This is a genomic window from Hominimerdicola intestinalis (assembly GCF_054655215.1).
On sequence record NZ_BAAHNZ010000001.1, the window covers coordinates 84,250 to 105,267 of the forward strand.

The 21,018-nt window shown below is 44.4% G+C and carries 18 protein-coding genes; 14 read left to right on the top strand and 4 right to left on the bottom strand.

The window, feature by feature from the left end; all coding sequences use genetic code 11:
• Nucleotides 1-319: 319 nt before the first annotated feature.
• The 3 genes from ACYQ0H_RS00380 to ACYQ0H_RS00390 form a co-directional block, all read right to left on the bottom strand.
• Complete coding sequence (locus tag ACYQ0H_RS00380) at nucleotides 320-1,747, bottom strand: cellulase family glycosylhydrolase (RefSeq protein ID WP_459810849.1); 1,428 nt, start codon at nucleotides 1,745-1,747, stop codon at nucleotides 320-322.
• 230 nt (nucleotides 1,748-1,977) lie between these two features.
• On the bottom strand, nucleotides 1,978-2,382 hold the full coding sequence (locus tag ACYQ0H_RS00385) for a bis(5'-nucleosyl)-tetraphosphatase (protein ID WP_459810850.1): 405 nt from the start codon (nucleotides 2,380-2,382) through the stop codon (nucleotides 1,978-1,980).
• Nucleotides 2,383-2,717: 335 nt separating this feature from the next.
• Entirely contained in the window at nucleotides 2,718-3,752 is a 1,035-nt protein-coding gene (locus ACYQ0H_RS00390) for a glycoside hydrolase family 5 protein (RefSeq protein WP_459810851.1), read from the bottom strand.
• 290 nt (nucleotides 3,753-4,042) lie between these two features.
• Here ACYQ0H_RS00390 and ACYQ0H_RS00395 point away from each other — a divergent pair, with 290 nt between their 5' ends.
• From ACYQ0H_RS00395 to rpiB, 13 genes are all read left to right on the top strand, one after another.
• Nucleotides 4,043-4,357 carry a thioredoxin family protein gene (locus ACYQ0H_RS00395; protein WP_459810852.1) on the top strand — a complete coding sequence of 105 codons (315 nt, stop codon included), beginning with the start codon at nucleotides 4,043-4,045 and terminating at the stop codon, nucleotides 4,355-4,357.
• A 369-nt stretch (nucleotides 4,358-4,726) separates the two neighbouring features.
• Entirely contained in the window at nucleotides 4,727-5,245 is a 519-nt protein-coding gene (gene nuoE / locus ACYQ0H_RS00400) for an NADH-quinone oxidoreductase subunit NuoE (RefSeq protein WP_459810853.1), read from the top strand.
• Nucleotides 5,242-7,134 (top strand): NADH-ubiquinone oxidoreductase-F iron-sulfur binding region domain-containing protein, encoded by a 1,893-nt coding sequence (locus ACYQ0H_RS00405; protein WP_459810854.1) that lies wholly within the window; start codon nucleotides 5,242-5,244, stop codon nucleotides 7,132-7,134. The genes nuoE and ACYQ0H_RS00405 overlap by 4 nt, the downstream gene beginning before the upstream one ends.
• A 21-nt stretch (nucleotides 7,135-7,155) precedes the next feature.
• On the top strand, nucleotides 7,156-8,901 hold the full coding sequence (locus ACYQ0H_RS00410) for an NADH-dependent [FeFe] hydrogenase, group A6 (RefSeq protein WP_459810855.1): 1,746 nt from the start codon (nucleotides 7,156-7,158) through the stop codon (nucleotides 8,899-8,901).
• A 412-nt stretch (nucleotides 8,902-9,313) separates the two neighbouring features.
• Nucleotides 9,314-9,949: a prepilin-type N-terminal cleavage/methylation domain-containing protein gene (locus ACYQ0H_RS00415; RefSeq protein ID WP_459810856.1), complete on the top strand. Its 636-nt coding sequence runs from the start codon at nucleotides 9,314-9,316 to the stop codon at nucleotides 9,947-9,949.
• Nucleotides 9,950-10,329: 380 nt separating this feature from the next.
• Nucleotides 10,330-11,625, top strand: a complete 1,296-nt coding sequence (locus tag ACYQ0H_RS00420) for an O-acetylhomoserine aminocarboxypropyltransferase/cysteine synthase family protein (RefSeq protein ID WP_459810857.1) — start codon at nucleotides 10,330-10,332, stop codon at nucleotides 11,623-11,625.
• 235 nt (nucleotides 11,626-11,860) lie between these two features.
• On the top strand, nucleotides 11,861-13,657 hold the full coding sequence (locus tag ACYQ0H_RS00425; RefSeq protein ID WP_459810858.1) for a hypothetical protein: 1,797 nt from the start codon (nucleotides 11,861-11,863) through the stop codon (nucleotides 13,655-13,657).
• Nucleotides 13,658-13,672: 15 nt separating this feature from the next.
• Nucleotides 13,673-14,800: a DUF3810 domain-containing protein gene (locus ACYQ0H_RS00430; RefSeq protein WP_459810859.1), complete on the top strand. Its 1,128-nt coding sequence runs from the start codon at nucleotides 13,673-13,675 to the stop codon at nucleotides 14,798-14,800.
• 75 nt (nucleotides 14,801-14,875) lie between these two features.
• A complete protein-coding gene (locus ACYQ0H_RS00435) occupies nucleotides 14,876-15,457 on the top strand; it encodes a helix-turn-helix domain-containing protein (protein WP_459810860.1) in 582 nt (193 codons plus the stop codon).
• Between the two features lie 42 nt (nucleotides 15,458-15,499).
• The gene (gene tsaE / locus ACYQ0H_RS00440; RefSeq protein WP_459810861.1) at nucleotides 15,500-15,952 is read left to right on the top strand and encodes a tRNA (adenosine(37)-N6)-threonylcarbamoyltransferase complex ATPase subunit type 1 TsaE; all 453 of its coding nucleotides are present in this window, start codon (nucleotides 15,500-15,502) and stop codon (nucleotides 15,950-15,952) included.
• Entirely contained in the window at nucleotides 15,933-16,619 is a 687-nt protein-coding gene (tsaB, locus tag ACYQ0H_RS00445; RefSeq protein ID WP_459810862.1) for a tRNA (adenosine(37)-N6)-threonylcarbamoyltransferase complex dimerization subunit type 1 TsaB, read from the top strand. Before tsaE ends, tsaB begins: the two co-directional genes overlap by 20 nt.
• A 45-nt stretch (nucleotides 16,620-16,664) precedes the next feature.
• Complete coding sequence (locus ACYQ0H_RS00450; RefSeq protein WP_459810863.1) at nucleotides 16,665-16,997, top strand: putative quinol monooxygenase; 333 nt, start codon at nucleotides 16,665-16,667, stop codon at nucleotides 16,995-16,997.
• A 61-nt stretch (nucleotides 16,998-17,058) separates the two neighbouring features.
• Nucleotides 17,059-17,502, top strand: a complete 444-nt coding sequence (gene rpiB, locus ACYQ0H_RS00455) for a ribose 5-phosphate isomerase B (protein ID WP_459810864.1) — start codon at nucleotides 17,059-17,061, stop codon at nucleotides 17,500-17,502.
• A 127-nt stretch (nucleotides 17,503-17,629) separates the two neighbouring features.
• Here rpiB and ACYQ0H_RS00460 read toward each other — a convergent pair whose 3' ends face one another.
• Nucleotides 17,630-19,306, bottom strand: coding sequence for a formate--tetrahydrofolate ligase (locus ACYQ0H_RS00460; protein ID WP_459810865.1), 1,677 nt, complete (start codon nucleotides 19,304-19,306; stop codon nucleotides 17,630-17,632).
• Between the two features lie 245 nt (nucleotides 19,307-19,551).
• Here ACYQ0H_RS00460 and ACYQ0H_RS00465 point away from each other — a divergent pair, with 245 nt between their 5' ends.
• Nucleotides 19,552-20,991, top strand: coding sequence for an amidophosphoribosyltransferase (locus tag ACYQ0H_RS00465; RefSeq protein WP_459810866.1), 1,440 nt, complete (start codon nucleotides 19,552-19,554; stop codon nucleotides 20,989-20,991).
• Nucleotides 20,992-21,018 lie beyond the last annotated feature (27 nt).

The window sequence follows — 21,018 nt, forward strand, 5'->3', positions numbered from 1 at the left end:
AGCGGGATCTGAAGCAGAGCTTTAAGGGGAAACAGAAGGATCGCCTGTAAGGATCTGACGGCTGCGGAATTTTGCCTTTATTAAGCATATATTTCCTCAGGGCTGTTTAATATTTTATTATCCATTTGTACATTTTTTATTCACTGCATTTTTGCTTTGCACAAACCGTTGATCTGCCGTTTTATTTCCGTACTTATGTTCCACGTGGAACATTTTTAATATTCAGCCGCTTGAATTCAGATCTCCTGTCTTTTCCGCTTATAAAAGCTTCTCAAAAAGCAAAAAAGGGACGTTCTAAACGCCCCTTTAATTATACCTTTTAGATCGGACAACGGTATTCAAGAGAATAAACCGTAACCGAACCGGAAGCCGCTCCGACATGGATATTGTCAAGCAGTCCGCTGAAGTTATCCGAGCCGAACGCCGCTACGCAGCTGCTGTAAGAGTACTTTGCATAGCTGTGTCCGTTTGCAGCTCCGATCTCAGCTGGCGTTACCTTTGCCCATTCGCTTCCGCCCGACCAGCTCTGCATAATAAGCTCCGCCGAATCTCCCGAATATTCAACATAGAAATATCCGTCGGCGGTCATAATTCCGGGATTAAAGCTTCCTCCGTTCTTGGTCGTCATAACCGAAACAGCCTGTCCCCAGTTTGACGCCGAAGCAGCTCCGGAGAACAGTATTTCCGTATCAAACTGTCCTGCTTGAGATGAATCGTCACCGCCCGAGCTGTCAGAGCCTCCGGTATATACCGAGCATAAAGAAGATGTCTGAGCAATTCCGTTAGCGCCGTTAAACAAAGTATCTCCCCAGTCGGTAAGATCCTGACCTGCCCAGTCGTTTGAAATATCAAGATATGAAACGTCTGAGCTGTTTCCCTTCCAAGACCAGCCTAGATAGCCGACATTTTTCTGAGTGCAGCAGCTCATTACAGCCGCCTCGTCAACGTCGCCGCCGGTATGTCGGTTTCCGAACTCGCCGATAACAACAGGGACTCCTATTCCGAGAGCGTTGTTTATATTGGCTTTTACCGTTGAAGAGCTTCCTCCGGCATATTCATACATATGTATCGAGAATACCGTATTTCTGTCCTCGTCGGAATTGAACACCTCTCTGCCGTAATTTTTAATGGAATCAGGATACTGTCCCCAGCCTGCGCAGTCTACCATCAGCATATTTTTAATTCCGCCGCTTCTGAGTGTACTTATAGCGCTTTTGTATCCGTCCGCCCAGGCAGAGCCGTTCCACGAACCGTACCATTCGTTTGCAATATTTACAATAACATATTCCTTATTGCTGTTGAGTATCTGCTTCATCTCAAGCCAGTAATTTACAGCCTTGTTCAGATCGGATGAATTATCGCTTCCCGTTGCGTCGTGTACCTCAGCAACGCATATCAGCTTGTTCGCCTTGCAGAGATCAATAATATTCTGAAACTCAGAGGCTGAGGTCCTGGCATATTTGTCACCGTCGGACAGGACTACCCTTACCGTATTTGCGCCCTTATCGGCTATAGCAGAGAGGGATACCGCCGTCTGAGAAGTAAACCATGCATGAGGAACGTTTACTCCTCTCATAACAAACGCATTTCCGTTTGCGTCGCATATGGTCGTGCCGCTTACATAAAACCCCGCCGCCGACGCTTCTGCCTGCGGACTGTACGACCATCCCAACAGTATTGCCGCACAGAGAACAACCGCTGTCAGCAATCTTGCCGTTCTTACTGCAAATCGTCTATCCTTTACCATAAAAAGTCCTTTCATAAAATAAGTTTTAATACCGGTATTTACGAATATTGTTAACAACTATATTCTATATACTAAAAGCGGTAAAGTCAAGCCGTAAAATGCTTAATGCCGATAGTTTCGTATGAATAAACAACCTGTTATGGATTTTATTGTGTATTTTCACAAAATAACTCAAATATTATGACGAATTTTATACGCAAAAAAACAGACCGCATTAAGCAGTCCGTTTTCTAGATAATAAATTTTTTAGCCTTGTTTACAATACTCCGGTCATTCTCGTAGGCAAGCACCTGTCCCGCTCTTCCGATCTCTACCCATTTGATCTCCGCTATCTCCTCCTCCTGAGGAACAAAGTCGGTATTCTTAGCCTTTGCAATAAAATAAACCACGATCTTCTGAGTATCCTTCCTCGGAGAATATGATACTATCTCACGAAAGGTAGGGTCAAGATTCACATCTATCCCGGTTTCCTCCATTATCTCCCGCTTTGCAGTTTCGATCTCAGTTTCATTACCTTCAACGTGCCCTTTCGGGAATGACCAATGCCCGCTGTTAACGTGCTTTATAAGCAGTATTTCCGTGTTGCCGTGAAACTTTCTGTAAACAATAGCGCCACAGGATTTTTCATGCAGCATTGTCAGGTTCCTTTCTGTAGTTTAAGCAAAAATCTGATCCATGAGAATTAAATTTTTGCTATTCATTAATATAATTATAGCACATTGATTTTCATTTGTCTATAGTCTTTAAGAAAACCCTTTAATTTTTAGGCATTATGCACAATCTGATAATATTTTACATTCTGCAAGAGTTAAATCAAGCTTCTTTCAGGCATTTGCTTATACTGCTTTCTCTTTCCGATTAAAACCATATCCGCTAAACAGTTCTGCATAAATATACCCGCAGAGAATACTGTTTCTGCGGGTATAGCTTATTTTATGCCGAATCTGATACGCCAAACGTTTCATCGGTTTTATTCAAATATGCTGCATTTGCGGGCAGTCGACTTGATGCCGTTTTCTCCGTTTATAAGGACATCTCCCCAGTCGGAGGAAAGCTTGGATCCGTCCCATTCCTGAGCTATATCGAGATACTCAACTCCGCCGCCGTTTCCCTTCCATGACCAGCCCATATAGCCTATATTGTTTTCCGTACAGTACTTCATCAGGAATGCCTCGTCAACGTCGCCGTCGGAATGAGTATAGCCGAACTCGCCTACGCACACGCAAAGCCCCTGTCCGGTAACTCCCTCAAGATTCTTTTTTATAGACGTTTCGCTTCCTCCGGCGCTTCCGTACATATGTATCGAAAACATCGTATTCTTATTCGGGTCGGAATCAAAGACTTCCTGCCCGTAATCGGCAATACTCTGACCGTACTGGCCCCAGCCTGCCGCGTCTACCATAATAGTATTGCTTATTCCGGCTTCACGGAGCTTTGGAATTACGCTTACATAACCGTCGCGCCACAGCTTTCCGTCCCACTGTCCGACCCACTCGTTGGCTATATTCAGGATAACGTGATCCTCGTTTCCGATAAGCGCATCCTTCATTTCTATCCAGTAATCAGCCGCATTTTCAAGATAGCCTGTATCATCCTTTCCCGTTCCGTCGTGAACCTCCACAATAGCTATCATATCAAGCTCCCTGCACTGCTCAATAAGACTCTTCACCGAAGCCAGATCGTCCTTTTCCCACTGCTGACCGTCCGAAAACACCAGTCTTACCGCATTTGAACCCGTATCTGCAATCGCCGGAACAGCTACAGCCGCCTGATCCTTGAACCATGTATGAGCATGATTGATACCCCTCATTACAAACTCGTTTCCGTTTGCGTCAAGAAGCTTTGTTCCGTCAACTCGGAAACCCGCTCCGCCTGATGTCTGAACAGAGGACGACGCAGAAGAAGCCTGCGCTTCTGAGTTCCCTGAAGTTCCGTCCGAGCCGGAGCAGCCTGAAATTGAAATAGCCGCCGCCAGAGGCAGAAGCATACACAGCAATTTTTTCATAATAATATCCTTTCTGTTTTCCTCCTGAGTTTCATATAACCAGTATACTGATTTTACTGCACAAGTCAAGACGTTAATTATAAACTTTTTAAGCAAAGCGCCGCCCTGCTGCTACGGAGTAATTTTGCAAGCGAACGGTTTTATTTCCGTCGATCGCAGCGTATATTTATGACTATATAATATTTAATCTTAATTATTTACCGTATAGATAGACGGCTCTTGACAACCCGATAAAATAATGCTATAATAAAAATAGACCAAAAAAGTATACATAGAAAGGAATGGTAGGTATGGCAGTATTAAAGGTATCGGATCTTGATTTTAAAGAAAAGGTCCTTCAAAATCCGAAAACAGTTATTGCAGACGTAAGCACAGACTGGTGTCCGTCCTGCAAGATACTAGAGCCGTTTTTCAAAGAAGCGTCCGAAAGACACGGAGAATTTGATTTCGTTTCGGTAAACGCTTCCGAGTCGCAGAAAACCGCAGCTGAATACAGAGTCGAGTTCGTTCCGACGCTGCTGGTTTTCAAAAACGGTGAATGCGTAAAAAAATCCGTCGGCGCTATGAACGAAGCCGAGCTTGAGGAATTTCTTTCCGAGCTGTGACCAGCCGGCGGCCAAACAGCATAATATCAGCATGAAACGCTGTCTGCGGACATTTGCCGCAGGCGGCGTTTTGTTTGACTGTATTTACTTGTTAATCGTTTTCGACGAAAATTCATATAAAATTTTGTGTAAAGTGACATAAAGACAGAAAATCGTAAAAACTGCACAAAAATATTCAAAAAACCCTTGAAATTCAGAGAATAATAATGTATAATTATTTACATGACTTATGTATATATGGTATATGTTTTTTAGTCAATAACAGTTTCCGTATATACGCTTAAACGTTTGAAAAGAATATATCTGCCGGTCTGCGGAAAGTGTATTCTGCGGCTTTTTGCCGTATTTAATATTGTAGGAGGTTATGTTATGAATGAAAAATCCCTGAATACATTTAAGGGAACCATCGTTCAGGAAAGACAGCTCAAAGAGATCATCGCCAAGCATCACGATCAGCCGGGCGGATTAATGCCTATTCTTCAGGAGGCTCAGGATATTTACGGATACCTGCCTATAGAAGTTCAGACTATGATCGCCGACGGTCTGGGAATTTCCCTTTCGGAGGTGTACGGTGTTGCTACCTTTTATTCACAGTTCTCCCTTACTCCAAAGGGTGAAAACAGGATCAGCGTTTGCCTAGGCACCGCCTGCTATGTAAAGGGCTCTGACAAAATACTTGAGGCAGTTGAGAAAAGATTGGGAATCAAGGCAGGAGAATGTACTCCCGACGGTTTGTTTTCAATTGATTCCTGCCGCTGCGTAGGCGCCTGCGGACTTGCTCCGGTAATGATGGTAAACGACGATGTTTACGGTAAGGTCACTCCAGACCAGGTCGCTTCCATCATTGATTCCTACCTGACTAAAAAAGGAGGTTCCGATAAGAAATGACGATCGAAGAATTAAATAAGATAAAAAAAGAATTTTCCGACCTTGTTAAAGTCAGAAAGCTTGTTGCCGAAGAGGGCGAAAAGCTTGCAAAGAAAACGGGCTACCGCAAGCAGATACTGGTCTGCGGAGGTACCGGCTGTACCTCGTCGGGAAGCAAAAAGGTCATAGAGGCACTGGAAAGCGAGCTTCAGAAGCAGGGGCTTGACAAGGAGGTCCTGGTAGTTAAGACAGGCTGTTTCGGTCTTTGCGCATTAGGTCCTATACTTATTGTTTATCCGGAAGGCGCATTCTATTCCCAGGCTACTCCCGAGGGCGTTATAAGAATAGTTGATGAGCATATCAAGAAGGGCAATATCGTAAAGGATCTGCTTTATAAAGAAACCGTTCATACTGACGGCTCTATCATCTCACTTTCAGAAACTAACTTCTACAAAAAGCAGCTGAGGATCGCACTTCGCAACTGCGGCGTTATCAATCCCGAGGACATAAGAGAATACATAGCTACCGACGGTTATCAGGCGCTTGCAAAGGTTCTTACCAAAATGTCGCCTGACGACGTTATTCAGGAGCTTCTTGATTCGGGACTTAGAGGAAGAGGCGGCGCAGGCTTCCCGACAGGAAAGAAGTGGGCGTTTGCAAAGGCTTCTAAGGGAGATATAAAATATGTATGCTGCAACGCCGACGAAGGCGACCCGGGCGCTTTCATGGACCGTTCGATACTTGAGGGAGATCCTCACGCTATAATCGAGGCCATGACGATCGCCGGATACACTATCGGAGCAAATCAGGGCTATATTTACGTCCGCGCCGAGTATCCTATCGCTGTTCAGAGACTTGAGATCGCACTTGGTCAGGCGAGAGAGTGCGGACTTCTCGGAGAGAATATCCTCGGCTCAAAATTCTCCTTTGATATTGAGATACGTCTGGGCGCAGGCGCATTTGTCTGCGGAGAGGAAACAGCTCTTATGACCTCTATCGAGGGTCACAGAGGAGAGCCTCGCCCCCGTCCTCCGTTCCCTGCCGTAAAGGGACTTTTCGGAAAGCCGACCGTTCTTAACAATGTTGAGACCTATTCAAATATACCTCAGATCATACGCAAGGGCGCTAAGTGGTATTCCTCAATGGGTACAGAGACCTCAAAGGGTACTAAGGTTTTCGCTCTCGGCGGAAAGATAACAAACGTAGGCCTGGTTGAGATCCCTATGGGTACGACTCTGCGTGAGATCGTCGAGGAGATCGGCGGCGGCATTCCCAACGGAAAGAAGTTCAAGGCTGCTCAGACAGGCGGACCTTCAGGCGGCTGTATTCCTGCCTGCCATATAGATACTCCTATCGATTATGAGCATCTGACGGCTCTCGGCTCAATGATGGGTTCGGGCGGACTTATCATCATGGACGAGGACACCTGTATGGTGGACATTTCCAAGTTCTATCTAAACTTTACTGTAGACGAATCCTGCGGAAAGTGCACTCCCTGCCGTATCGGAACAAGAAGACTTTTGCAGTTCCTTGAAAAGATCACCTCCGGCGACGGAGAACCAGAGGATCTTGACAAGATAGAAGAGCTTGCAAACCATATGAAGTCATCTTCTCTCTGCGCTCTCGGACAGTCGGCTCCAAACCCTGTTCTATCAACGATCAATTATTTCAGAGATGAATATATCGCTCACATCAAGGATAAGCATTGTCCTGCCGGCGTCTGCAAGAGCCTGCTTCACTACGAGATAGATCCGGGTCTTTGCAAGGGCTGTACGCTCTGTGCAAGAAACTGTCCTGTAGACGCGATCGAGGGTACTGTAAAGCAGCCTCACAAGATAGACAAGACAAAGTGCATCAAGTGCGGACTGTGCGAAAAGAACTGCAAGTTCGGCGCAGTGCTTAAAAAGTAGTTGAGGAGGTCACATTTTAAAATGGAAAAAACACAAATGGTTCATCTGAAGGTGAACGGAATACCTGTTGAAGTTCCTGCCGGCTCTACTATTTTACAGGCCGCAAAGGCAGTCAACATTGAAATTCCGTCGCTTTGCTATCTTAAAGATATAAACTGCATAGGCGCCTGCCGCGTATGCGTTGTTGAAATAGTAGGCAGAAGAGGTCTTGTTGCTTCCTGCGTATATCCCGTTGAGGAGGGAATGGAGATACTTACCAACACGCCTAAGGTAAGAGCTTCAAGAAAAACTACTATCGAGCTTATACTTTCAAGCCATCACAAGAAATGCCTGTCCTGCGTAAGAGGAAACAACTGCGAGCTTCAGAAGCTAGCTTTCGACTACGGCGTTGACGAGGACAGATTCAAGGGCGACGACGTTATTTATCCAATAGACGACGCCTCACCCTATATCGTAAGAGATAACAACAAATGTATCCAATGCATGAGATGCGTTGCCGCTTGCAAGAACGTTCAGAGCGTTTCATGTATCGGTCCTATCAAGAGAGGCTTCAACGTTCATGTCGGCTGTGCATTTGAAAAGAGCCTTGACGAGTCGCCCTGCGTAGGCTGCGGTCAGTGTATCGTTGCCTGCCCTGTTGGCGCACTCAACGAAAAGAGCAATATAGACGAGGTATGGGACGCAATTTCAAATCCCAATAAGAAGGTCGTATTCTTTACCGCTCCTTCTATCCGTGCTACTCTTGGCGAAAGCTTCGGAATGCCAATCGGCACAAACGTTGAGGGCAAAATGGTAGCTGCAATAAGACGTCTGGGCGTTGATAAGGTATTTAATATGGACGTTACCGCCGACCTTACGATCATGGAGGAAGCCAACGAGCTTATCGAGCGTATCACCAAGAAGAAAACTCTTCCTATGTTTACCTCCTGCTGCCCAGGCTGGATCAAGTTCTGCGAGCATTATTACCCTGAGTTCCTGCCTCATCTGTCAAGCTGCAAATCACCGCAGCAGATGTTCGGCGCAGTTCTCAAGAGCTACTACTGCCAGAAGAACGGTATCGACCCCAAGGATCTGTATGTTGTCAGCATTATTCCCTGTACTGCAAAGAAGTTTGAGGTAACCCGCGAAGAGCTTAGGACCTTTGACTTTGACGACGTTGACGTTGCTCTTACAACAAGAGAGCTTGCCAAGATGATAAAGGGTGCAGGTATAAATTTTGTAGACATGAACGACGAGGTCTTTGACGATCCGTTTGAAACCGCATCAGGCGGCGCTGCAATATTCGGAGCTACCGGAGGAGTTATGGAAGCCGCTCTCCGTACCGCAGCATATATGCTGGACGGAAACGCAAAGAAGATCGAGTTCAAGGAAGTAAGAGGCACAAAGGACATTAAGGAAGCGACCTACAAGGTAGGCGGAGTCGAGGTCAACGTTGCCGTAGCTTCAGGTCTTTCCAACGCCAGAAAGATAATTGAAATGGTCAAGTCCGGCGAGAAGAATTATCATATGGTTGAAATAATGGCTTGCCCCGGAGGCTGTATAAACGGCGGAGGTCAGCCTGTTCAGAGCGACTCGGTAAGAAACTACAAGGAGCTTAAGGCTACAAGAGCCAAGGCGCTTTACGACGCCGACAGTTCCATGAAGCTGAGGAAATCCCACGAAAGTCCAGTTATCAGGCTGCTGTATGACGAGTATTTCGATGCTCCCGGAAAGCCTAGAGCTCACAAGCTTCTGCATACTACTTATGTTAAGAGAGGCACTCATTAAGCTTTGATATATCTGAAAACTGTCTGCTTTTTCAGCAGGCAGTTTTTTATTTTCAGAATTCAAACGATTGAAACAGCTGAATGAAATAAAATAAAATGTATGAACACAATGTAAAATCCGCAGCTTGTAATTAAGCTGATAAGCGATTATTTTCAGGGCTAATTTGCTATTATTGCGTTCTTTTTAAAATATATAATTATTGTTTTTCGTCATTATATCCAATTACGCTTACTGTTTAAACGTTTGAAATTTTAAAAACCTCAAAATATATCTGCCGCATAAGACAAACTGTGATATAAATGTAAATTATAAATACAGGTACTTCCGCCCGTATTGACTAATCTTCACCAGATTGGTATAATATAAATACAGATTGGGGAATCTGCTTTATTTCAAAAACGGAGGGAATAATATGAATAAGCGAAAACACAGCGTCAAGGGCTTTACCTTGGTTGAAGTTATTATTGTTATAGCAATTATCGGTATTCTTGCCGGTCTTCTTGTACCGTCTTTAATGGGATATGTACGAAAGGCAAGGGAAAAGGCAATAATGACCGAAACAAAAATTATTGTAAATTCTGCGTCTGCCGCACTTACCGATATAATAGCGGACAGCAAGTATCCGCTTCTTACGGATAAAAAGTTTGATGGAAAAAGATGCGGCTGTATCACAAACTGGATGATAGGAAGAGCTCAGAAGAAAAACACTTCTGAAATAACCGATGCAAAGGGCAACAAGGTAGATTATGAGATAGCGACTCAGATTCTTAAATCTTTGGACAGCGAAAATATATCAGGTATTTTTGAGTTCAACGGCAACGAAAAGAATCCTTTATCCCAGAACAAGGGGAACCCGGAAAGCACACTGACGAAATTCAACAAAGAACATCCCGGCTGCTCGGCTTTTATTTTGATTTACGGCGAGGACGGCTCGATCGTTAAGCTTTATTACAGCAAGGGAAATATGCTTTGTATATATGACGGAAGCTTTACTATTGTTACCGCAGATGAGAAAGAAGCGGTTTTCCCGTATGTTCAGTATTTATAAGTACAATTATTATTATAACAGAACCCGCCTCTGACAAAATTCAGAGGCGGGTTTTCTCCCCCCTGAAATTTTGTTCTCCGGGGGAGAATGATTTACTGTGCAGACTGCTGAATCAATATGTCATTCCAGGCTTTTGTTTTAGAAGATTTTATAAAATTAAGATTCAAATAAAATACCGGTTGACAAATAGATTCAGGTATGTTATTATATAAGCATAAAACATAGTATTTTAATAGGATTAATATGAATAAAACAAAGGACAGGATCTTATGGAATTTTTAAAATATACTCCTCAGATCATATTATCAGAGCGAATGTGCCGATGTTATGAATAAAGCAAAAGCATATAAATCACAATAATAATGAAAGAGGTAATTAAAATGAGTACAATAAACGAAAGAAAGCTTCACTTTGAAACCAAGCAGATACACATCGGACAGGAGCAGGCAGATCCGACTACAGACGCAAGGGCCGTTCCTATTTACGCTTCAGCGTCTTATGTTTTTCATAACAGCGATCACGCCGAAGCAAGATTCAACCTTACCGACTCTGGAAATATTTACGGCAGACTTACTAACCCTACTCAGGATATATTTGAAAAGCGCATAGCGGCGCTGGAGGGCGGAGTCGCGGCGCTGGCGGTAGCTTCCGGAGCTGCGGCGATCTCCTATACGATTCAGAATCTGGCACACGCCGGAGATCATATCGTAGCGGCAAAAACTATTTACGGCGGAACATACAACCTGCTGGCTCATACGCTGCCCGAATACGGAATTACAGCAGCCTTCGTCGATCCTGACGAGGAGGGAGCTTTTGAAAATGCAATTCAGGAAAATACAAAGGCGATATTTATTGAAAGCCTGGGAAATCCCAACTCAAACGTTATAGATATCGAGAAGGTCGCTCAGATCGCTCATGCACATAAGATACCGCTTGTCGTTGACAGCACCTTTGCTACGCCGTTTCTGCTCAGACCTATAGAGTACGGAGCGGATATAGTCGTTCATTCGGCAACTAAATTCATAGGAGGCCACGGCACTGCAATTGGCGGAGTTATTATCGACAGCGGAAATTTTGACTGGGAAGAAAGCGGAAAGTTTCCGTCGCTTACAGAGCCTAACCCCAGCTATCACGGAGTATCATTTACAAAGGCAGCCGGAAAAGCGGCATTTGTTACAAAGATAAGAGCTGTTCTCCTGAGAGATACGGGAGCTGCGCTTTCGCCTTTCCATGCGTTTATTTTCCTGCAGGGGCTTGAAACGCTTTCTCTTAGAGTTGAAAGACATATTGAAAATACTAAAAGGATAATTGATTTTCTGTCGGCTCATCCAAAGACGGAAAAGGTAAATCACCCCTCTCTTGCGGACAGCAGATACAAAAAGCTTTTTGATAAGTATTTTCCAAACGGCGGCGGCTCAATATTTACGTTTGAGATAAAGGGAGGAGCAGCTGAAGCAAAGAAATTTATAGATAATCTTCAGATATTCTCGCTTCTGGCAAACGTAGCCGATGTAAAATCGCTTGCTATTCACCCTGCTACCACGACTCATTCTCAGCTAAGCCAGGCGGAACTCGCCGACCAGGGTATAAAGCCGAATACTATAAGGCTTTCTATCGGAACTGAGCATATAGACGATCTTATTCTTGATCTTAAGGAAGCGTTTGACGCAGTATAATACAGCAGAATAAAATCATATCCGTCAGAATTTTAAAACTGACGGATATTTTTTATGTGCAATATATTAAATGCCATGTTTCCCGATCTTTCCGCACCCTTGACGTTTACCGTTTTCTTGACAAGGACGCATATTTATGGTACAGTATAAGATGTAAAGCTATATGCTTTGGGGTAAGACAGCATATTATAACAGAAGGAGGAAATGCCCACCGAAAAGGGCATTAAGACAGAAAATGAAAATAAGGGGCAAGCTGCTGTGCATTCTGACTGCGGCGGCAATAACGGGCTTTTCATCCTGCTCCGATTCTGAACAGACGGACAGGAATATCAACAGCGGTGCTGCTCAGATGGTTACGGAGGAAACAGCTTATGAAGACCTGAAACCTATCAGTATCAAAGCATTCACAGACGGCAAGGCTCAGGGAGATGACGTTATTTACTCCTACGGAGGAGTATCTGTAAGAATTTGCGGTATAGAATATACCGAAGATTACGGATTTACAGTAAATATGGAGGTTGAAAACAATTCCGATGAGGATAAAAGAATAAACTCATCCTATATATGCGCAGACGGAGTAACCAAGAACAGCTGGAAACTGATTTCCGGTAACCTCGAGCCGGGGGAGACCGACGAGATATCCTGTTACCTTAACGGAATAAGCTGGGCAAATAAGCTTTCGCTCAAACTTTATACCTCAGGTAATTCTTCATATATTGACGGAAGTCTGTCTGATGAAATTGAAATAGTATACAAGGATCTTAAAAAGAAAACCTCCGTTCCTGTTACGGCGGAACTTTTAGACAGTAAATACGCAAGGCTGGATTTTATAAGAGCAGATATTGACGAAGAAGACATCAAGCTTATTTTTTATGCGCACAATAAAACCGATAAGGATATTTACATAAAAAGCTCTGCCGAAAGCTTCAGTCACGAGGATTTTTCCGGAAGCTTCGAGGGCTGTATTCCCGCAGGGGGAGAAGGCTGGCTGAGCCTTGAAGTCTATACTTCCAACAATACCATAAACTATATGGATCTGAACTCCGTCAGCTTTAATGCAGAGATATCGGATTCATTAGAATATATAAAGGAATGGATTTTTGCAGATACGGTCGAAGTTACAGAAAATATAACTGTTGAGATACCGGACAGCATGAAGCCGCCGGAAAAAGAAAAGCCGGTCAAGGAGGATATTCCTGCTACCGAATTTAAAGCTCAGTACCTGAGTAAAGCAGATCATACGGAAATAGATGCGGAACTAAAAAACGAAAACGGAAAGCTTATTTCAGGCAGTACGATTTTTGAAAACGACAGCGTAAAGCTGGAATATGTATTATCAGCCTTGTCGGATGATAACACTGAGGAAATCTGGCTGAAACTGTACAATAAGCTCGATAAGCCTATTTCCATTATCCCCTCCGGAATGGTCAACGGGCTGATGTATGAGCTTAACAACGCTGTCAAAACTGATCAAAACAGCTATGAATACTTCTGCTTATCTGTCGGAGAAGATTTTACCGAAAGCTTCGGCAGCGTTTCTGAGGTTACCGCTATGCTGGATATAAAATACGACGACGGACATTACGGAAAGGAATCGTATATATGCCAAACTCCAAAATTTACAGTCCGATTTAACGAAAGCGGAATAAAGGCAGCAGTTCCAAAGGACGCAGTAAATATCTATTCCGGCGATCTTTGCGCTATTTACTGCGGCAAGAGCGAAACGGACGGCACAAAAGCTGATTCTTATATGTACTTTATAAACAAATCGGAAAAGCCGATCAATATACAGCTGTATAACACAAAGCTGCCTGCGGCTTCTCAAAAAATCAGATGCTCCTTCGGAAAGTACGATTATACAGAGATCATCTGGCCCGGCGCACTTTCACGCATACCAGTCCAGTTCTATTTGTCTGAGGGACGGCTGAGCTTTTCGGAACTTGACGGCGCAGAGGGTTTGTTTGTTATTCTTGACAGTGACGGCAACAAACTGGCAAATACAGACTTTATACCTCTTAAACTATTTACTTAATGAAAGGAATCGGGAATGAGATCCATAAAATCAATCAAAAAATCTACATGGATATTATCCGGACTTTTTATTGTATGCATAATATTAAACGTGACAGCATGGATTTCGACAGCGTTCTGCGACTGGTACAGAGTATATATCTTTCCCGTATGGACTGAAACCTACGGCAGGCTTACCTCTCTTCTGCCGATTTCCTTCGGCGAGCTGCTTATCTGGACTGCGGTTATCGGAGTTCCGCTTTCGCTGATACTGCTGATCGTACTTCTTATTATCAAAAAAGGCAGACGCCGTAAGCTCGGGAAGATATACGCACTTACATATCTGTGGATAATTGCCTTTATAGCGGTCACCGAAACGCTGAACTGCTTTATCCTGTATCACTGCTCGACATTCGCCGAAACATATGGGATCCCGCAGGAGCAGTATACAACGGCACAGCTGGAGGAATTATGCGGATACCTTACCGCACGGACAAACGAGCTTTCTGTTCAGGTCCAGAGGGACGAAAACGGCAGGTTTATACTTACCGCAGACCTTGACGAAACGGCAAAAAGCGCAATGAAGAAGCTGGGAAAGGATTATCCTCAGCTTTCAGGCTTTTATGTGACCCCAAAGCCGGTCATGTATTCTTATTTTATGAGCCAGCAGTATCTGATGGGAATATATTTTCCGTTTACAATGGAGGCTAATTACAACGACGAAATGTACCCCTCAAATCTGCCGGACACCATTTGTCATGAGCTTGCGCACACCAAGGGCTTTATACTTGAGGACGAGGCAAGCTTTATAGCCTTTCTGGCCTGCGACGCAAGCGATGATACCGAATACAGGTACAGCGGCTATCTGAATGCGCTAAAATACGTTATAGGTCAGGTAAGGGACAATTGCAGCGCCGAAACGATCTCTCAGATATATTCAAGGCTTGACGCAGGAGTTATTGCAGACATGAACGGCAATTCGGATTACTGGCAGTCGGTTCAGGAAAGCGATAAAGGCCTGCTTCCAAGCAAAACGGTGGCAAAGGTTTCAGACAAGGCAATGGAGGCTTCCCTTAAGCTTAACGGCGTCGAGGACGGAAAAAGATCCTACGGGCGAATGGTAGATCTTCTGCTTAACTACTACTTTATGAATAAGAACCCATAACTCTGCGAAGCGTAGGTTGAAAAAAACTCAGCGGCAGCTTATACTTAAAGTAAAGTAAATTAAGGAGAGTGCTTTATGAACTATATTTCAGGGAAAACTATAAGAAGCCTGCGTGAAAGAAAAAATCTTACTCAAAAGCAGCTTGCCGACAGGCTTTCGGTAAGCGACAAAACCGTTTCAAAATGGGAAACGGGCAGGGGACTTCCCGATATAACAATAATAGAGCCGCTGGCACGGGAGCTCCAGGTCTCGGCAGCGGAGCTGCTTGCGGGGGAATGGTCCGAAAACTCAAACAGATCCGCCAATATGCTTAAAGGCAGATTTTATGTATGCCCTATGTGCGGAAATATACTTTTTTCCTGCGGCGAAGGAGCGTTTTCATGCTGCGGAATAACCCTTCCTCCTCTGGAAGCTGAGGAGCAGGACAGCAGCCACATTATTTCAGCTGAGCAGATAGATTACGAGCATTATATAACGCTTGAACACCCCATGAAAAAGGAACATTATATCTCGTTTATTGCCTGCGTTACCGATTCAAATGTCAGTATCGTAAAGCTGTATCCCGAACAGAGCCCCGAAGCAAGATTTAAAATGAACGGCTCGTGCGTGATCCTTGCTTACTGCAACAGGCATGGACTTTATAAAATTAAGCTGTAGGTTCACTAACGGATCCGTGAACCTGACTGATAAGAGGAAATTATGAGAAAATCAATTGAGATCATTACCGCTTCTCCGGAGGAAACAATAATGCTGGGAGAAAAAATAGGCGCGCGGCTGAAAGGCGGCGACTGCATTGCATATAAAGGCGGTCTCGGCGCAGGAAAAACCACTGTTACCAGAGGTATTTCCATTGGGATGGGACTTGGGGACGAGGTCACCTCGCCTACCTTTGCGCTTGTCAACGAATACTGCGGATCAAAGCTTTCCCTCTGCCACTTCGATATGTACCGAATAACCTCCCCTGACGATCTGGAAACTACAGGCTTCTATGATTATATGGACGATAATACGGTAATTGCAGTTGAATGGAGCGAAAACATAGAGGAAGAACTTCCGGAAAACTCAATTATCATAGAGATCAGGCGGACAGGCGAAAACACAAGAAAATTTATTATTACCGGAGATGAACGTTTTGACGATATTGGGAATTGACACGTCCGGCAGGGTAGCTTCATGCGCCGCTGCAGACAAAGACAAAATACTTTGCGAAAAAATACTTTTCACAAAGCTTACTCATTCGCAGATAATTCTTCCTATGGCTAATGAGGTAATGAACGCCTGTGGGATCGGCTGGGAGGATATTGACGGTATCGCAGTGGCAAACGGACCCGGCTCTTATACGGGGCTGAGGATAGGTATCGCCGCAGTAAAGGGAATATGCATGGGCGCTCCGCATATAAAATGCGCAGGGATCTCAACGCTCGAAGCGCTTGCCTATAACTGTCTTGCGTTTCAGGGAAAAATAGTTCCGGTCATGAAGGCCCGCCCTAAGATAGTTTATACCGGAGGATTTTATTCCGAAAACGGAAAGCTCGTCCGTACAGACAACGATAAGGTATGCGGCGAAGAGGAGCTTTGCGCTTCGCTTGACACCTCTGAGAAAATCATGCTTACGGGAGATCATGCGCAAGAGTTTAAATCCTCCTTTTTCGCAGAAAATGATAATGTAATTACTGCTCCGGCAGCTGACCGGCTTCAGAAGGCATCTTCGCTTTGTATGGCTTTTGCGGCTAACCCTCAGTATGCGGTTTCGCCCGACAGACTGGAGGCAAGCTATCTACAGGCAACCAAGGCAGAAAAAGACAAGGCGCACAGATAGTCATAAAACAAATTTCAGAATATATATTTTGGGAGGCGATCTGAAGTGGCAATTACTATAAATATTTATTATACCGGTACAAACGGAAGTGCGGTAAAATTTGCTGAGGAAATGGTTTCAAGCGGGATCGTAAATAAAATACGCCTGGAAAAGGGAAATATAAAATATGAATATTTCTTTCCTATGGAAGATAGGGAAACAGTGCTTCTTATAGACAGCTGGGAGGATCAGACGGCAATCGACAGACATCACGCTTCTCCCATGATGGAACAGATAATTAAGCTCAGGGAAAAATACGGACTGCACATAAAAGCAGAGCGTTATATTTCTGACGATAAAGGAATACCCGATAAAGACAAAAGATTTCTTAAATGCTGATAAAACCCGATGTTTTTTATCAGCAGAACAAAAATACAGTTGATTTTACGGAGGAAAAGCTATGAAGATTGCAATCGGAAACGACCACGCCGCACCACAGCTCAAGCTTGCGGTGATCGAGCATCTGAAATCAAAGGGGATCGAATGTACGGACATGGGCTGTGCCATAGGTGAAAAGTGCGACTTTCCCGACGCAGCAAAGCTGGTATGCGGCAAGGTACTGAACGGAGAATGCAACTTGGGAATACTGATCTGCGGAACGGGAGTAGGAATGTCCATAGCCGCCAATAAAATAAAGGGAATAAGAGCCGCCTGCTGCTCCGACAGCTTTTCCGCAAGGCTGACAAGAGAGCATAATAACGCCAATATTCTCTGCTTCGGCGCAAGGGTAGTCGGTGAAGGTACAGCGCTTGATCTTGTAGACGCCTTTGTAGGTACGGAATATTCGGGAGAGGAAAGACACGAAAAAAGAATAGCCAAGATAACGGCTCTTGAAAACGGCTGATAACCGCCGAAACCTGTCTTATAAAGCAAAACGGGCGAACTAAGTACATCTCTGCAAAACTATTGCAGGAACGTACCCGATTCGCCCGTTTATTTTAAATAACTATTGTTTTTGTCTTGAATTTGGCTTAGAACAATCCGTAAATATTGCCGTCGTTGTCAACGTCGATCCTGCCTGCGGCGGGGATCTTCGGAAGTCCCGGCATAGTCATAATATCCCCGGTATATGCAACTACAAAGCCTGCTCCTGAGGAAAGTCTCATATCTCTTACGGTTATCTTGAAGTTCTCCGGTTTTCCCAGCTTTGCAGGATCGTCCGACAGCGAATACTGAGTTTTCGCAACGCATACGGGTATCCCTCCGAAGCCGAGACCTTCGATCTCGGCAATTGCCTTTTCAGCCTGAGCCGTATAATTTACTCCGTCGGCACGGTATATCTCTCTTGCCAGAATATCAAGCTTTTCCTTTATCGGAAGCTTTTCATCATAAAGAGGCTTGAAATCGGCTGAATCTTCACAGCGCTTTATCGTATCGCAGACCTTGCCTGCAAGCTCGGTACCGCCCTCGCCGCCTTTTGCAAAAATCTCAGTAAGTGAAAATTCAACGCCCATTTCGCGGCAGGTTTCCTCTATAACACTTATTTCGGCGTCAGTATCGGTATTAAAGCGGTTTATCGCCACTACTGCCGGAACTCCGAACTTATGCATATTTTCAATATGGGTTTTAAGATTGACAATACCCTTTCTCAGCGCATCTGTGTTTTCTTCGGTAAGGGCATTTTTCGGAACTCCGCCGTTGTATTTAAGCGCGCGTATCGTTGCAACGATCACAACGCAGCTTGGCTTCAATCCTGCAAAACGGCATTTTATATCGAAGAATTTCTCCGCTCCCAGATCAGAGCCGAACCCGGCTTCGGTTATACAGTAATCGGCAAGCTTCAGTCCCAGCTTTGTCGCTCTTACGGAATTACAGCCGTGAGCGATATTCGCAAAGGGCCCGCCGTGCATTATTGCCGGAGTATTTTCAAGAGTCTGAACCAGATTAGGCTTAAGCGCATCTTTAAGCAGCGCCGCCATTGCCCCGCAGCCGTTAAGCTCTCTTGCGAAAACAGGTTTATTGTCATAGGTATATCCTACAAGTATCCTCTCGAGCCGAGCCTTCAGGTCTGCAAGATCGGAGGACAGGCAGAGAATTGCCATGATCTCAGAAGCAACGGTTATCTGAAAGCTGTCCTCTCGTGGTATACCGTTTACCTTTGAGCCTAAGCCGATAACTATATTTCTGAGCGCTCTGTCGTTCATATCCAGACAGCGCTTAAATAAAATTCTTCTGGGATCTATATTGAGAGGATTTCCCTGCTGCAGCGAATTATCTATCAAAGCGCACAGAAGATTGTTAGCAGAAGTAATAGCGTGCATATCTCCTGTAAAGTGAAGATTTATATCCTCCATCGGTACGACCTGAGCATAACCGCCTCCCGCAGCGCCACCCTTGATACCGAAAACCGGTCCGAGCGACGGCTCTCTTAATGCAAGGATCGCTTTTTTCCCTATTTTGGCCATTGCCTCCGCAAGACCTACGGATACCGTTGTCTTGCCCTCTCCTGCAGGAGTAGGATTTATCGCGGTAACAAGAATAAGCTTTCCGTCAGCTCTGTCTTTAAGTCTGGTAAAAAGCTCTTCCGAAAGCTTTGCTTTATAATGACCGTAAGGCTCCAGATAATCCTCGGAAATTCCCAGTTCGGCTGCGATCTCCGTAATTTTTTTCATTTCAGCCTGCTTGGCGATCTCAATATCAGACAGCATAAAAGAACACCCTTTCAAAATTTGTACTCATATATACAATAATATAATCCATATGTTTTTTATTATAGCATATAGCTAAGCGTTTTTCCAGTATATTTTATAAATTTTTTACGCAGACCGTGCAAGCTGATAATTTACAAATATATAATGAAAATCAAAAGTTTATGAGTTATAATTAATTTATACTTATCGAACCGGATACCTTTTCCGGTTATTTAAATTATATTATAAGGTGGTAAGAAATAATGGGAGGATTTTTCGGCGCGGTTACAAAAAACCATTCCGGTTCTTCAGCTGACACAGATTCTTCAAATTGCGTGTATGACGTATTTTACGGTACCGATTATCATTCACACCTCGGAACAAGGCGAGCCGGTATGGTAATGTACGGAGAAAAAGGCTTTAACAGAGCAATCCACAATATCGAAAATTCACCGTTCAGAACCAAATTCGCCGACGACGTAAATACAATGAGCGGATCAATGGGAATAGGCTGTATCTCAGATTATGAGCCTCAGCCGCTTATGGTACGCTCTCATCTCGGTACATACGCTATTACGACCGTCGGAAAAATAAACAATACAGACGAACTGCTTGACCTTGTATATAAAAACGGTCATACTCATTTTCTTGAAATGAGCGGGGGAGAAGTCAATGCAACAGAGCTTGTCGCCGCAGTTATAAACCAAAAGGATTCAATCGTTGAAGGCATAAAGTATGTTCAGGAGCTTGTAGACGGCTCTATGACGCTCCTTCTTATGACAAGCAAGGGTATTTATGCCGCAAGGGACAAGCTCGGCAGAACGCCGGTAGCTCTGGGTCAGAAGGATTCCGGCTGGTGCGTTTCCTTTGAATCCTTTGCGTACATCAATCTTGGATATTCGCACCTAAGAGAGCTTGGTCCTGCTGAGATCGTTTTTATTTCCCCCGAGGGCGTCGAAACCTTATCTGAACCAAGAAAAAAAATGAAGATATGCTCATTTCTCTGGGTCTACTACGGCTACCCCTGCTCCTCATATGAGGGCGTAAGCGTAGAGCAGATGAGATATAACTGCGGAGCTATGCTTGCTCAGAGAGATAACGTTTCTCCCGACCTTGTAGCAGGTGTTCCCGATTCGGGTACAGCACACGCTATAGGATATTCAAACTATTCAAAAATACCATTTGCACGTCCCTTTATAAAGTATACCCCGACATGGCCGCGCTCCTTTATGCCGCCTAACCAGTCGCAGAGAAACCGTATAGCGAAAATGAAGCTTATACCTGTAGATTCCCTTATTAAGGATAAAAGTCTGCTGCTTATAGACGATTCAATCGTAAGAGGCACTCAGCTCCGTGAAACCACGGAATTTCTGTACAGCAGCGGCGCAAAGGAGGTTCATATACGCCCCGCCTGTCCTCCGCTGCTTTTCGGCTGTAAGTATCTTAACTTCTCCCGCTCGACCTCAGAGATGGATCTGATCGCAAGGCGTATTATTGCAAAACGGGAAGGAGATAACGCTTCCCGTGAAACTCTTCTTGATTACGCCGATCCAAACAGCCGGAACTATCAGGAGATGCTTGAAGAAATAAGAAAAGAGCTGAATTTTACTTCACTGCGTTATCACCGTCTTGACGATATGATAAAATCAATAGGAATAGACCCCGACTGTCTTTGTACCTACTGCTGGAGCGGAAGGGAATAGAAGAAAACAAAACAGCCCGCCTGATCG